Consider the following 13,515-nt stretch of genomic DNA (forward strand, 5'->3'; position numbering starts at 1 on the left):
GCGGCGTGCGGACGTCACGCGAGGCCCGCCGCCTCGCGCAGGGCGCGGCCGGTGAGCACGCACGCGAGGTGGCGCTTGTAGTCCTCGGAGGCGTTGCGGTCGGCGGGCGGGTTCGTCCCGTCGGCGGCGTGCCCGGCGGCCGCGGCGATCGCCTCGGCCGTCAGCGGCTGCCCGACGAGCGCCTCCTCCGCGGCGGTCGCCCGGAGCGGCGTAGAGCCCATGTTCGTCAGCCCGATCCGCGCCTCGGCGACGGTGCCGTCGTCGTTCTTGCGCACGACGGCGGCGACACCGACCATCGCCCAGTCCTCCGCCCGGCGGGTGAACTTCTGGTACCCGTGGCCCCACCCGTCCATCGCGGGCATCCGCACCTCGGTGATGATCTCGAGCGGGTCGAGCGACGTCGTGAGGTAGTCCTGGAAGAGGTCGGCGGCGGCGATCTCGCGCGCGCCGTCGGGCCCCATCGCGGTGACCGTCCCCTCGAGCGTCAGGAGGATCGTCGGCAGGTCGCTCGCCGAGTCGCCGTGGGCGAGCGAGCCGCCGATCGTCCCGCGGTTGCGGACCTGCTGGTCGGCGATGCCGGCCGCCGCGTGGGCGACGACGCCGAGGTCGTCGTGGCGGTCCTGCAGCTCGGCGTGCCGGGTCATCGCCCCGATGCGCCAGCTCCCGTTCTGCCGCTCGATGCCGTGCAGCCCGGGGACGCGGCGCAGGTCCACCAGCAGCGTCGGCGCCGCGAGGCGGAGCTTCATGAGCGGGACGAGCGAGTGGCCGCCGGCGAGGAGCTTCGCGTCCTCACCGCCGTCGCGCAGCGCGTCGATGGCCTCGTCGAGGCTGCCGGGGACCGTGTAGTCGAACGCGGCGGGGATCACTGGCCTGCCTCCTGGATCGCGGTCCACACGGCCTCGGGGCCGAGCGGCATGTTCATGTAGGTGACGCCGAGCGGCTTGAGCGCGTCGATGACGGCGTTGACGACGGCGGGGGTGGCGGCGATCGTGCCCGCCTCCCCGATGCCCTTCACGCCGAGCGAGTTCACCGGCGAGGGCGTCTCGGTGCGGTCGGTCTCGAACGACGGCAGCTCCGCCGCGGTCGGCAGCGCGTAGTCGACGAAGGTGCCGGTGACGAGCTGGCCGGTGTCGTCGTACATGACGTGCTCGTACAGGGCCTGGCCGATCGCCTGCGCGATGCCGCCGTGGACCTGCCCGTCGATGACCATCGGGTTGATCGCCGGGCCGCAGTCGTCGATCGCGACGTAGCGGACGACCTTCACCTTCCCGGTGTCCTCCTCGACGTCGACGATGCACGCGTGGGCGCCGAACGGGAACACGAAGTTCTCCGGGTCGTAGAAGGAGGTCTCCTCGAGGCCGGGCTCCATGCCCTGCGGCATCTTCTCCGGCTGCACGTGCGCGACGCCCGAGACCTCGGCGAGCGCGAGGCCCTTGTCCGGCGAGCCCTTGACGCTGAACTTCCCGTCGTGGACCTCGATGTCCTCGGGCGCCGCCTCGAGCAGGTGCGACACGATCGAGCGGGCCTTCTCGACGACCTTGTCCGCGGCGCGCGCCACGGCCTCGGTGCCGACCGCCGTCGTCCGCGAGCCGTACGTGCCGAGGCCCATCGCACCGGTCCCCGTGTCGCCGTGCATGATCTCGACCTGCGCCGGGTCGACCCCGAGCTTGTCGGCGACGATCTGCGCCATCGTCGTCTCGTGGCCCTGGCCGTGCGGCGAGGTGCCGGTGTAGACGACGACGTTGCCGGTCACCGTGACGCGGACGATCGCCGACTCCCAGAGGCCGGTCTGCAGCCCGAAGCCCTCGGGGCCCGTGATGCGGGACGGCGCGAGGCCGCAGATCTCCGTGTACGTCGAGTAGCCGATGCCGCGCCGGATGCCCTTCGCGGCGAGCTCGGCCTTCTCGGCCTCGAGGGCCGGGAGGTCGAGCTTCTCCATGAGGAGGTCGAGCGCGCCCTCGTAGTTGCCGGAGTCGTAGACGATGCCGAGCGCCGTCTCGTGCGGGAAGTCGTCCTTCGGGATGAAGTTCTTCCGCCGCAGCTCGAGGCGGTCCATGCCCAGCTCGTCGGCGAGCTGGTCCATGCAGACCTCGATCATGTGCGTCGCCTCGGGGCGGCCGGCCCCGCGGATCGCGTCGGTCGCGCACTTGTTCGTGAAGACCGTCGTGATGTCGGTCTGCACCGCGGGGATGTCGTAGACGCCGCTCATGACGAACGCGCCGAGCGACGGCACCGCGGGGGTCAGGAGCATGAGGTACGCCCCCATGTCGGCCAGGATCTTCGAGTGGATGGCGGTGAGCCTGCCGTCCTTCGTCGCGCCGAGGCGGACGGTCGCGACCTGGTCGCGGCCGTGGTGGCAGACGGCCATGTGCTCCGAGCGCGTCTCGATCCACTTCACCGGGCGGCCCGACTTGCGCGAGGCCCAGCTGCAGAGCATCTCCTCGCCGGTGACCTGGAGTTTCGCGCCGAAGCCGCCGCCGACCTCGGGCGCGATGACCCGGATCTTCTCCTCGTTGATGCCGAGGATGAGCGCGGCGAAGAGGCGGACGAAGTGCGGCACCTGCGTGGAGGTGTGGAGCGTGAGCGCGCCGGCGCGGTAGTCGGCGAGGACGCCGCGCGGCTCGATCGGCGCGCCGGACACGCGGTGGTTCACGACGCGGCGCTCGACGATGACGTCGGCGGCCGCGAAGCCCGCCTCGATGTCGCCGCCGCCGAGGGACCACTCGTGGCACTTGTTCGTGCCGATCTCCGGATGGGTGAGCGCGGCGCCGTCCTCGAGCGCGGTCTCGATGTCCATGCAGACCGGCAGCGGCTCGTACTCGACGAAGACGTCCTCGGCGCCGTCGATCGCGGCGCCGCGGTCCTCGCTGAGGACGATCGCGACGGGGTCGCCGACGTGCTTGACCGTCCCGCGGGCGAGCGGCCAGTGCGGCGGGTTCTGCACGTCGACGCCGGGCGGCACCCAGGCCATCGGCAGCGGGCCGAGCAGGTCGGCCATGTCCTCACCGGTGTAGACGGCGACGACGTCGTCACGCTCGAGGGCCGCCGACGTGTCGATCGAGACGATCTTCGCGTGGGCCTCCGGCGAGCGGACGATCGCCGCGTGCAGCTGCCCGGTGATGTTCAGGTCGTCGGTGTACGACGCGCGGCCGGTGATGAGCCGCGGGTCCTCCTTGCGGCGCAGCGACTGCCCGCGGTGCGGGGCGGCGGCGGCGCGATCGTCGATGGCGGTCATGCCCCCACCTGCGTCACGTTGAGCTTGCCCGCGGCGTCGAGCACGGACTTCACGATGTTGTGGTAGCCGGTGCAGCGGCAGAGGTTGCCCTCGAGGCCGTGGCGGACCTCGTCCTCGCTCGGGTCCGGATTGCGCTGCAGCAGGTCGGCGGCGGCCATGATCATGCCCGGCGTGCAGTACCCGCACTGCAGGCCGTGGTTGTTCCAGAACGCCTCCTGGAGCGGGTGCAGGTTGCCCTCCTGACCGAGGCCCTCGATCGTCGTGATCTCGGCGCCGTCGACCTGGACGGCGAGCACCGTGCAGCTCTTGCAGGACTGCCCGTCGACGTGGACGGTGCAGGCGCCGCAGTTGCTCGTGTCGCAGCCGACGTGGGTGCCGGTCAGCCCCAGCTGGTCGCGGAGGAGGTGAACGAGCAGCTGGCGCGGCTCGACCTGGACGTTTCGTGCTTGACCGTTGACGGTCACCTGCACCGGGACAGTCGTGCTCACGGATGTGCTCCTCGGGTATGTGACGGGCTCTGCGGCCGACCCTACGGACGCGCTGAACACCGCGTCAAGGTGCCTTGGCACAACGGTCGTCCGGCGTACCGCGGCGGCGCGCCAGGCTCGCTCAGGCGGGCGCCTCGAGACCCTCGGTGAGGACGTCCACGCGCTCGCGCAGCTCGCGCACGTCCCCGACGAGCTCGGCCTCCCCGGAGGCCTGGGAGCTCACCGCGAGCCCGACGAGCCGGGCGTGGACGGTGCGCAGCGAGGCGTTGACCTGCTCCATCTCGCCATGGGCCGAGCGCAGCATCCCGTCCAGGCGCCCGAGCTCCGTGTCCTGCCCGCGCAGCGCCGCTGCCGTCGCGTCGTCCCCGCCGCGCTGCAGCTGCGCGATCCGCGCGCGCAGCGCGGCGCGGTCCTGCGTGACGAGATACGCGTGCAGCCGCTGCGCCCGGCTCGCGGCCCCCTCGAGCGCGGTGACGAGCTCGGCGACCTCGTCGCGGACGTCGGCGAACGAGAGGTCGGACTCCGTGATCGTCCTCACGATGACGGCCTGCTCGGCGCGGGCCGCGTCGAGCTGGGCCCGGATCTCGGGGGCGAGCGTGCCCGCGTCGACGTTCCCGGGGCCGACCGTGCCCTGGCGGCGCCCGTAGGCGGCGTCGCCGACCCGCTCGGCCTCGGCCTCGTCGAAGAACGTGAGCGCCGCGAGCCCGGCGTAGACGATGAGCGCGATGACGAGCAGCCAGGGCGCGCCGAGGACGATCGCGGCGACCGCGACGGCGGCGCTCACCGTCAGCGTGACCGGCCTGGAGAGCGCGTGCACGGCGAGCGCGCGCTGCAGCTCGCTGCGGGTCGGCGGCCGGCGGTCGGGCGGGCGGGGCACGCCCGGAGCGTACCCCGGGCCCGCCGGGCTCCGGCCGCTAAAGCTCGAGGGTGCCGAGCACGATGCGCTCGGCGACGTCGGCGGCCTCGCGGACGAGCGCATCGACCTCGGCGCGGTCCTGCTGCCACCGGCCGAGCACGTAGCCCGCGACGATCTCCGGGTCGGTGCTGTCCGGCCGCCCGACGCCGATCCGGACCCGGGCGAAGTCGGGCGACCCGAGCCCGGCCTTCAGCGACTTCAGGCCGTTGTGCCCGGCGAGGCCGCCGCCGAGGCGCCAGCGGATGTCGCCGAACTTCAGGTCGATCTCGTCGTGGAGGACGAGGACGCGCTCGAGCGGCAGCTTCAGGGCGCCGCGCGCCGGCCCGGCCGAACGCCCGGAGTCGTTCATGAACGTCTGCGGGGCGAGGACGGCTACGCGCGGGCCGGCGGGCACGACGCCGGGCGGCGTCGTGCGGCCCTCGGTGAAGCGGCCGGCGTACTTGTCCTTCGCCTTCGGCAGGTCCCAGCGGCGCGCGAGCTCCGCGAGGACCTGGAAGCCGACGTTGTGCGGCGTGCCGTCGTACTGGGCCCCGGGGTTGCCGAGGCCCACGACGAGCCAGTCGGCGGGCGGTGAGGAGCGGCCGAAGGCCATGGGGGTCAGCCGCTCCGCGGGGTGAGGCGGGGGCGCGCCGGTGCGGGCACCGGCGCGGCGGGGCTACTCGCCGGCGCTGTCGCCCGCGTCGTCGCCGGACGCGTCGTCGTCGCCCTCGGAGGCCTCGGCCCCGGCGCCGTCCTCGCCCACGAGCTCGGTCTCGGTCTCGATCTCGTCGCCCTCCTCGGCCTCCGCGTCGATCGTCGGCGGGGTGACCGTGACGAGCACGACGTCCTCGGTCTCGTCGAGCAGCGTGACGCCCTCGGGCATCTCGAGCAGCTCGAGGCCGAGCGTGTCGCCGACCTCGACGCCGGAGACGTCGAACGAGATCGTCTCGGGGATCGCGCTCGGCAGCGCCTCGACGTTCACCTCGCGGGTGATCTGGGAGATGATGCCGCCGTCGCGGACGCCGGGCGAGTCCTCGCCGCCGACGATCTCGACCGTGACGATCGCGGCGATCGGCTGGTTGAGGTCGACGCGCAGGAGGTCGATGTGGATGATCTCGCCGCGGACGGGGTGACGCTGGGTGTCCTTGAGGACGGCGGAGGTCTTCTCGCCGCCGAGCTCGAGGGACAGCACGGCGCCGGAGCCGGCGAGCGCGTGCCGCAGCTCGCGGGCGTCGACCGCGAAGGAGACGGGATCCTGCCCGCGGCCGTAGAGGACGCCGGGCACCTGCCCCTCACGACGGAGACGGCGCGTCGAGCGCGAGGAGCCGGTCTCGCGAGCGGAGACCTTGATGGTGGTGGAGTCGTTCTTCTGGGCCATGAGCGACCGGCCATGCTAGCGGAGGAGGCCCCTCCGGGGTCGTCACGTCACCCCGGCGGAGGCCCCGTTCTACGCCCCCGCGTGGCGCGCGCGGGCGCGCAGCTGCTGCGTCGCCTTGAAGATCCGCTGGACGTCGTACCAGGCCGGCTTCTTCACCCCGGCGAAGGAGATGAGGCCCTTCTGGTGGATCGGCGGGTTCGGGCGCGGGTTGCCGCCCTGCCAGCCCGGCCGGACCCGGAACTCCTCCAGGGCCCAGTAGATCGCACCCGAGAGCCACGGCTTCGTCGCGTAGACGCCGAAGTGGTAGTTCACGAAGTCCTGCTGGTAGGCGTACGTCCCCTTCTCCTCGACCGGGCCGTCGCGGTTGGCCTCCGCCCCCGTCTCGGTGATGACGAGGCCCTTGTTCGGGTAGCAGGCGTGGACGGAGTCGAGGTAGCTCGACAGCGCGGTGCGGTCGGCGACCTGGCCGTTGGGGCCCGGGTACCAGCCGAAGTACTCGTTGATGCCGAGGACGTCGAGCGGGCCGTACTCGTCCTGGCAGCCGGCGGCCGGGTAGCCGGCGACCGCGAGGCCGACCGGGCGCGAGGGGTCGAGCGTGTGCGCGGTCCTCACCGCCTGGGAGATGTAGGAGCCCTGCACCGCGCCCGGGCGCGAGCTGAGCTCGTTGCCGATCGACCACACGACGATGGACGGGTGGTTGCCGTTCGTGTGGATGTTCTCGGCGAGCTCGTTCGCCGCGAGCTGGCGGACGATCTTCTTCTTCAGCTCGTCGGTCTTCACCGAGTAGACCGGGATCTCCGACCAGTCGAGGATGCCGTAGCGGTCGAACTGCTCGAGCGTGTACGGGTGCAGCGGGTAGTGGCTGCGGACCATCGTCGCGCCGAGGTCGCGGATCTCGGCGACCTCGCGGTCCCGGATGGCGTTCGTGATCGCGAAGCCGAGCTTCGGGTCGTCCTCGTGCATGCCGACGCCGCGGAAGTTCAGCTGGCGGCCGTTGAGCATCAGGTGCCCGTCGACGACCTTGATCGAGCGGATGCCGGACTTCAGGTGGTAGGTCTGGAGCGTCTTCGCCCGGCCGGCCCCCTGGGGACGGGCGGCGGCGTCGAGCTCGACGTCGTAGAGGTTCGGTGACCCCGGGGCCCAGAGCTTCGGGGAGCCGACCTTGATCGTCTCGCCGACCGTGCGGAAGGCCCCGGCCGGGACGACGGTCGTCCCGAGGTCGAGCTTCTTGTCCCCGAAGTGGCCGGTGACGCGGGCGCGCACCGAGCCGGGCCCGGCGTTGCGGACCGTCGCGCGGACGAGGACGCTGGCGGTGCACGTCGCGCACGGCAGGTCCGGGCGGACGACGACGGTCGAGAAGTCGAGCCGGTCGACCTTGCGCAGGTAGACCTCACGCAGCAGGCCGCCGTAGTTCCACCAGCCGCCGGTCGGCGCTCCGGCGATCGACAGGCCGGCGGGCGGGAAGTCGTAGGCGAAGCGATGGTTCTCGACGCGGATGACGAGCCGGTTCGTGCCGTTGCGCTTGAGGACCGACGCCGGCAGGCGCACCTCGAACGGCAGGTAGGCACCCCGGTTGGAGCCGATCGGGCGCCCGTTGAGCCACACGCGCGAGCGGTAGTTCACCGACTCGAAGCGGACGACCCACGAGAGGTTCTTGTCGCCGCTCGGCAGGCGGAAGTCCTTGCGGTACCAGCCGACCGAGCCCTGGAAGGAGGCGAGCGACTCGTCGGTCGCGTTCCAGGCGTTCGGCACCTTCACGCCGGTCCACCCCGCGGTCGACGTCTGCTGCTGGAAGTGCTGGCTCAGCCCGACCTCCTGCTGGTCCAGGCGGAACAGCCACGGGCCGTTCATGAGGATCCGGCCGGACGGGCCGTCCTGGTAGAGCGGCTTGCCGTTCGGGACGTCGGACGCGGCGGACGCGGCCGACGGGAGCAGCGCGAAGGCGGCGAGCGTCAGGAGCAGCGCGGCGAGGAGGCCCCGGCGGCGTGGCAGATCGGGGGTCGGCACGGGCGGCGGGGTATCGGTCATGGGATGCGGGGGTGGCAACACGGGCTTCGGCGCCGGGTTGCGGCGGCCTGCGCCGGGGGCGGCGCGACGGTCAGGGTCAGCACGAGTCCTCGTCGCCGATGCGCGGGCCGATCCGGCGCAGCTGCACCCGCGCGCCGTGGACGAGGCTCCAGCTCTTGTGCACCGTGATGCACTGGACCGCCGTCCGGGACGGGTGGTCGATGTCGGTCCACGCGACGCGCGAGGTGCCGGTGCTCGAGGTGAGCGTGTAGGCGCTCCCCGACTCGAGGAGGAGGATCTTCACGCGCCCGGAGACGCGGAGCTTCGCGGCGTTCGCGCGGACCTGTGCCGCGCAGGCGGGGTCCGCCGCGCAGCCGTGGAGCTGGGCGAGCATGCCGGGCACGTCACCGCGCCCCTGGTCCCGCAGGAGCTTGACGACGTCCGCCCGCTCCGCACCGGGCGCGCTGAGGAAGCGCGCGAGCTCAACGGAGATCACGAGGAAGAGGACGACGGCGGGGACGATCCAGACGCGGCGGGGCAACGCCGGGCAGGCTATAGGTCGGCCCCTCCGGCGGGCGCCGGGCCCTCGGGCGCGGACCGGCGGCCGCCGCTACGCGACGTCCCCGTTGAGCTCAAGGAAGCGGGCGACGCTCGCCTCCTGGTGCTCGAGCTGCTCGGCGAGCCGGTGCGCGTGCTCGGCCGCGCGGCGCTGGAAGTCCTCCAGGCAGCGCTCGGGGTCGTCCGGCAGCGGGTAGATGTGCGCGACGTCCTGCTGGGCGCAGGCGATGCCGAGCGGCGGGCGGCCCTCGGCGAGCGTCCGCGCGCCGCAGACGGGGACGACGGTGAGCCGCCGCTCGGGCGCGACGAGCGCGACGGGCATGAGCCGGTGGGCGGGCAGCGCGAGGCCGAGCTCGACGGAGCGGTCGACGCCCACGGCGCCGTCCTCGAGCTCGGCGAGCGCCTGGCGCCAGATCGCGAGGACGGTGTCGGCGGCGAGCAGCGCCTCGCGGAGGGCGCGGGCCTGCGCCGCGTAGAGCTCCTCCGCCTCGGCGCGGGTCGCCGCGTTGTGGAGGTCGAGGTCGCAGGGGACCCGCAGCAGCGCCTGCGCCGTCACGGCGTCCCCTGCCCCGTAGCCGCCGCCGGCGACGAAGGTCTGGATCGAGCCGAGGTCGCGGCGCCCGTGGAAGATGACCGTCAGCGCCTCGCCGACCGCGAGCCCGTCGACGCGCAGGGCGACGGCGGCACCCGACTCCGGGTCCAGGAGCGCACGGCGCAGCAGGTCCTCGGCGTCGCCTCCCTCGGCGTCCCCGGTGTGGTCCTGACTCGCGTCGTCCATCGCGTTCTCCCTGCGTCGGCGTGTCGTGTGATGGTCGTGGTGGTCCGTCCCCATGGTTATCGACCGCGCGGCGGAACCGCAAGACCCGGCGGTGGACGAGTGGGCGAACGCGCCCCGGGTAAGGTGCCCGCCATGGCGAAACTGCTCTACAAGCCCTTCGGCATCGTGCTGGCCCTCGTCACGGGGAAGCTCGCGGCGGCGCTGTTCGACGCGGTGTGGCCGAAGCTCGACCGCGCGGGCGACGGCTCGGTCCCCGCGCCGACCGAGAAGAACGCCAGCGCGGGCCGCGCGGTCGCCGCGACCGCCGTGCAGGCCGCCACGTACGCCGGGACGAAGACCGCCGTGGACCGCTTCGGCGTGCGGCTCTTCTACCACCTCACCGGCCTGTGGGCGGGCGATCCGAGTGCCGCCGAGCTCGAGCAGAAGGCCGCGAAGAAGGCGGCCAAGAAGGCGGAGAAGGACGCGCGGAAGGGGTAGCTACCCCGGCAGGTCCTCGCGGCCGTCGCGGCCCTCGGTGACCCGCGCGAAGGCCTGCTCCGCCGGCATCGCCGCGCCGAGGTGCTCCCCCTGGCCGGCGTCCACGCCGATGCTGCGCAGGGTCTCGAGCGCCGCCTGGTCGGGGACGAACTTCCCGACGGTCCGTGCGCCGGCGCCGACTGCGAGGTCGACCATCGCGCCGATGACGAGCTGGTCGCCGTGCTCGTCGGCGCAGTGGCGGACGAAGCCCCCGTCGATCTTCAGCACGTCGAACGGCAGGTGCTTGAGGTAGAAGAAGCTGCCGAAGCCGCCGCCGAAGTCGTCCAGCGCGAGCGGGCAGCCGAGGTGCTCGAGGTCGCGCGCGAGCTCCTGGACGAGCGGCAGGTGGGCGGCCGCGTCGTGCTCGCCGAGGAGGATCGTCAGGCGCCGCGGGTCGACCATGTGCGCGGTGAGCTGGTCGGCGAGCAGGTCGATGAGCTCCTCCCCCAGCGAGTGCACCGAGAGCTTCACGCCCGCCGTCGGGCCGTCGGGGTGCGCGGCGAGGAGGGCGACGGCGCGGGCGACGGTCCAGCGGTCGAGCTCCCGGACGAGCTCGTGGTGGTGGTCGGCCGGGAGGAAGCTCGCCGGGGCCTGCAGGTCGCCGTCGCGCGTGCGCAGGCGCAGCACGAGCTCGAACTGGACCGTCACGCCGCTCTCGAGGTCGACGACCGGCTCGGCGTAGAGGACCATGCGGTCCTCGTCGAGCGCCTCGCGGATCTGGTTCGCGAGGTCCGCGGTCGGCCGGATGCGCCGCGGCCGGGCGATCGGGTCGAGCGACTGCTGGACGCGGCCGCGGCCGGCCTGCTTCGCGTCGTACATCGCGAGGTCCGCGTCCATGAGGAGGTCGTCACCGCGGATCTCGGGCCGGTCGACGAGCGCGACGCCGACGCTCGCGGTGAGGACGCCGTGCTCGCCGTCGACCTCGACGGTGCCGACCGCGTCGACGAGCGCGCTGCCGACGTTGAGGGCGTCCTGGAGCTCGGCGTGCGGGAGGAGCACCGCGAACCCGTCCCCGCCGAAGCGGGCGATGAGGTCGGAGTCGCGTAGCCGCCGGCGCAGCGCCCGCGCGACGTCGGCGATCGCCTCGTCGCCGCGGCCCCGCCCGATGCGGGCGTTCAGCGCGTCGAAGCCGTCGAGGTTCAGGACGAGGACGGCGCCGCCGACGCCGTAGCGGCGCACGCGGGTGAGGTGCTCCCGCAGCGACCGCTCGAAGGCGCGGCGGTTGAGCAGACCGGTGAGGAGGTCGTGGTCGGCGAGGAACTGCAGCTGCGTCTCCGCGCGGCGCCGCTCGGAGACGTCCTGCATCTGGACGAGGTAGTGCTTCGCCTCGCCCTCGCCGCCGAGGACGAGCGCCGTCGACACGAGCGTCCACACGACGTGCCCCGACGGCTGCACGACCCGCAGCTCCGCGTCGTGGTCGCGCAGGTCCCCGTCGAGCAGCGCCTCGCGCGCCTGCCGATGCGTGTCGGCGTCGGCCTGGTGCAGCAGCGCGTCGAACGTCATGCCCCGCAGCGTCGGCGCGTCCTCCCCCGTGAGCGTCGCAAGCGCCCGGTTGGCCTGGAGGACCTGTCCGTCGAGCGCGACGACCGCCATGCCCATCGGGGCCTCGTCGAACGCGCTGCGGAACCGGTTCTCGGCCTCGCGCAGCCGCAGCTCGGTCTCGCGGCGGATCGTGACGTCGCGGCTGGAGCCCTGGATCTGGACGAACTCGCCGGTGAGGTCGTGGCGGACGGCGCGCATGCGCGTCTCGACCCACAGCCAGTGACCGTCGCGGTGCTGGACGCGGTGGGTGATGCTCAGGACCGTCGGGTTGGCGGCGAGCTCATCCAGCACGGCCCGTGTGCGCTCGCGATCGTCGGGATGGACGACGTCCTCGGTGGTCAGGCCGATCAGCGTCGATGGCCGGCGTCCCAGCAGCGTGCCGGCCGCCGGCGAGACGTAGGTGAACCGGTGTCGCGGGTCGCCGAGCCAGAGGACATCTGTCGCGCTCTCCTCGAGGAAGGTCGAACGACGGCGAGCCTGGGCGGCGGCCGACGCGGCGGCATCGCGCTCCTCCAGGCCGCTGACCGCCAGGGCGATGGCCGTACGCTCGCGATGGACCAGGAGGCCGACTCCCAGCATGAGCAGCATGGTCAGTGAGAGGCCGACGCCGAACGCGGCGATGACCCCGGCCCGGTCGGCGCGGATCGGCGCGATGGTCACGGTCCAGTCGCGGCCCGCCACGTGCACCAACGAGCGTTGTTCGCCGTCGGGCACGCGCACCGGGCTGCCGTCGAAGCTCCGGCGGCCGTCGCTGAGCTGCGCGTCGACGCCGCCGGGCAGCGCGCCCTCGACGATCCGGGCGAGGGCCTTCGTGTCGAGCACCGCGGCGACGCGCAGGAGCGACTGCCGCCCGGTGAGGCGACGGACCGGGAGATACAGCGCGATGACGGACGACCTGCCGCGCAGGGCCGGGGTCGGCGGTGAGGCGACGACGACCCCTGCGCGCACCGCCCGCCGCAGTGACGGCGCGCGGTCCGGCTCGGCGCCGACGTCGACGTACGTGCCCGGCGGCGAGAGGGCGGGCAGCCGGAACGTCCGCGACGTCATCACAACCGTGTAGCGCTGGTGCGGCGTCTGCCGGTGCGTCCCGCCGCCGGGCTTGACGATCGGGCCGTAGTGGCGCTCGAAGGCGCGGCGCCGGCTCTGCGGGACCTCGCGGAGCACCGCGACGAGCGACACGACCCCGCCGCGGAGGATCTTGCGGGCGGCGAGGGTGAGCTCCGCGTCCGGGATGGCTCCGCTGGCCGAGTAGAGCGTCGCGAGTCCGTCGAGCGCGCTGAGCACCGGGGTGGTGGCGGCCCGGGTGGCCTCGGCGGCGAGCCGCAGGTCGGCCCGCTGCGTGTCGCGCGCCTTGACGCGCGCATGGTGGGCGACCGAGAAGGTCGTGATGACCGTCAGGCCGAGGGCGAGCGCGCCGACGAACCACGTCAGCGAGGCCGGGGCGCGCCGGATCGCGCCGCGCATCGGGTCGAGGATCGCGACGCACGCCGCGAGCACCCCGAGGGCGGCCAGCGGCGACAGGGCGTAGCGGGGCTCGACGGCGAAGAAGCCCTCCCAGCCGAACACGAGCCCGACGACCCCGGCGAGCGCGACGAGGCCGGCGACGGCGGCGGCGATCTCCGCCGGCAGCCGTCCCCACGGCACGGTCCGCATGACGACGGCGAGTCCGAGGAGGAGGAACATGACCGCCGCCTGGGGCGAGGGCCGGCCGGACATGTGAGCGTCCGCGAGGGCGCCGGCGGCGATGCGGTCCTCGAGGGCCCAGTCGTTGCCGCTGATCGTCGCGATGAGCGCGGTCCCCATCGCGAGGGCGGTCGCGGCGCCGAGCACGACGGCCAGCGGGCGCGCGAGGCGCGCCTGCCCCGCCCAGTAGCCGGCGACGATCGCGAGGATCGTGAGCGCGGTCGCCGGCGGGAGCGGCCGGCCGCCGAGCCCGAGCCGCGCGATCCCGGTGGACCCCTGTCCCCAGCCGGCGAGGACGAGCATCGCCGCGGCGGCGGCGGCGAGCGTGACGCCGAGGACGATGCGCGAGCGGTGCGGGAACGACTCCCCGCTGTCGTACGGGTCGCGGCCGTACGGGACCGGTGGCCGGTGGAACGGGTCCTCGCTCGCGTCCAC

11 protein-coding genes are annotated in these 13,515 nt (G+C 73.6%); 1 reads left to right on the forward strand and 10 read right to left on the reverse strand.

Translation table 11 applies throughout. The features are described 5' to 3' along the window. Nucleotides 1–14: 14 nt before the first annotated feature. The 9 genes from NBH00_RS19010 to NBH00_RS19050 all read right to left on the reverse strand — a co-directional run bounded on the left by NBH00_RS19010 (nt 15) and on the right by NBH00_RS19050 (nt 9,339). Nucleotides 15–866 carry an FAD binding domain-containing protein gene (locus NBH00_RS19010; protein WP_254570152.1) on the reverse strand — a complete coding sequence of 284 codons (852 nt, stop codon included), beginning with the start codon at nt 864–866 and terminating at the stop codon, nt 15–17. Continuing rightward, nucleotides 863–3,235 (reverse strand): xanthine dehydrogenase family protein molybdopterin-binding subunit, encoded by a 2,373-nt coding sequence (locus NBH00_RS19015; protein ID WP_254570153.1) that lies wholly within the window; start codon nt 3,233–3,235, stop codon nt 863–865. The genes NBH00_RS19010 and NBH00_RS19015 overlap by 4 nt, the downstream gene beginning before the upstream one ends. Next, nucleotides 3,232–3,723: a (2Fe-2S)-binding protein gene (locus tag NBH00_RS19020; protein ID WP_254570154.1), complete on the reverse strand. Its 492-nt coding sequence runs from the start codon at nt 3,721–3,723 to the stop codon at nt 3,232–3,234. The genes NBH00_RS19015 and NBH00_RS19020 overlap by 4 nt, the downstream gene beginning before the upstream one ends. Before the next feature lie 121 nt (nt 3,724–3,844). Continuing rightward, on the reverse strand, nt 3,845–4,600 hold the full coding sequence (locus NBH00_RS19025; protein ID WP_254570155.1) for a hypothetical protein: 756 nt from the start codon (nt 4,598–4,600) through the stop codon (nt 3,845–3,847). A gap of 37 nt (nt 4,601–4,637) precedes the next feature. After that, a complete protein-coding gene (gene pth, locus NBH00_RS19030) occupies nt 4,638–5,231 on the reverse strand; it encodes an aminoacyl-tRNA hydrolase (protein ID WP_254570156.1) in 594 nt (197 codons plus the stop codon). A gap of 63 nt (nt 5,232–5,294) precedes the next feature. Next, complete coding sequence (locus NBH00_RS19035; protein WP_254570157.1) at nt 5,295–5,996, reverse strand: 50S ribosomal protein L25; 702 nt, start codon at nt 5,994–5,996, stop codon at nt 5,295–5,297. Between the two features lie 69 nt (nt 5,997–6,065). Beyond that, the gene (locus NBH00_RS19040; RefSeq protein ID WP_254570158.1) at nt 6,066–8,003 is read right to left on the reverse strand and encodes a glycoside hydrolase family 2 protein; all 1,938 of its coding nucleotides are present in this window, start codon (nt 8,001–8,003) and stop codon (nt 6,066–6,068) included. Nucleotides 8,004–8,100: 97 nt separating this feature from the next. Continuing rightward, entirely contained in the window at nt 8,101–8,544 is a 444-nt protein-coding gene (locus tag NBH00_RS19045; RefSeq protein WP_254570159.1) for a hypothetical protein, read from the reverse strand. Between the two features lie 69 nt (nt 8,545–8,613). Beyond that, nucleotides 8,614–9,339 (reverse strand): hypothetical protein, encoded by a 726-nt coding sequence (locus tag NBH00_RS19050; protein ID WP_254570160.1) that lies wholly within the window; start codon nt 9,337–9,339, stop codon nt 8,614–8,616. Nucleotides 9,340–9,471: 132 nt separating this feature from the next. Between NBH00_RS19050 and NBH00_RS19055 the strand changes: the two genes are divergently transcribed. After that, complete coding sequence (locus NBH00_RS19055; protein WP_254570161.1) at nt 9,472–9,816, forward strand: DUF4235 domain-containing protein; 345 nt, start codon at nt 9,472–9,474, stop codon at nt 9,814–9,816. On the opposite strand, the gene NBH00_RS19060 is transcribed toward NBH00_RS19055, so the two are convergent. Then, nucleotides 9,817–13,515 carry an EAL domain-containing protein gene (locus tag NBH00_RS19060; protein ID WP_254570162.1) on the reverse strand — a complete coding sequence of 1,233 codons (3,699 nt, stop codon included), beginning with the start codon at nt 13,513–13,515 and terminating at the stop codon, nt 9,817–9,819.

It is taken from the genome of Paraconexibacter antarcticus (genome assembly GCF_024220175.1).
GTDB classification, from domain to species: domain Bacteria; phylum Actinomycetota; class Thermoleophilia; order Solirubrobacterales; family Solirubrobacteraceae; genus Paraconexibacter; species Paraconexibacter antarcticus.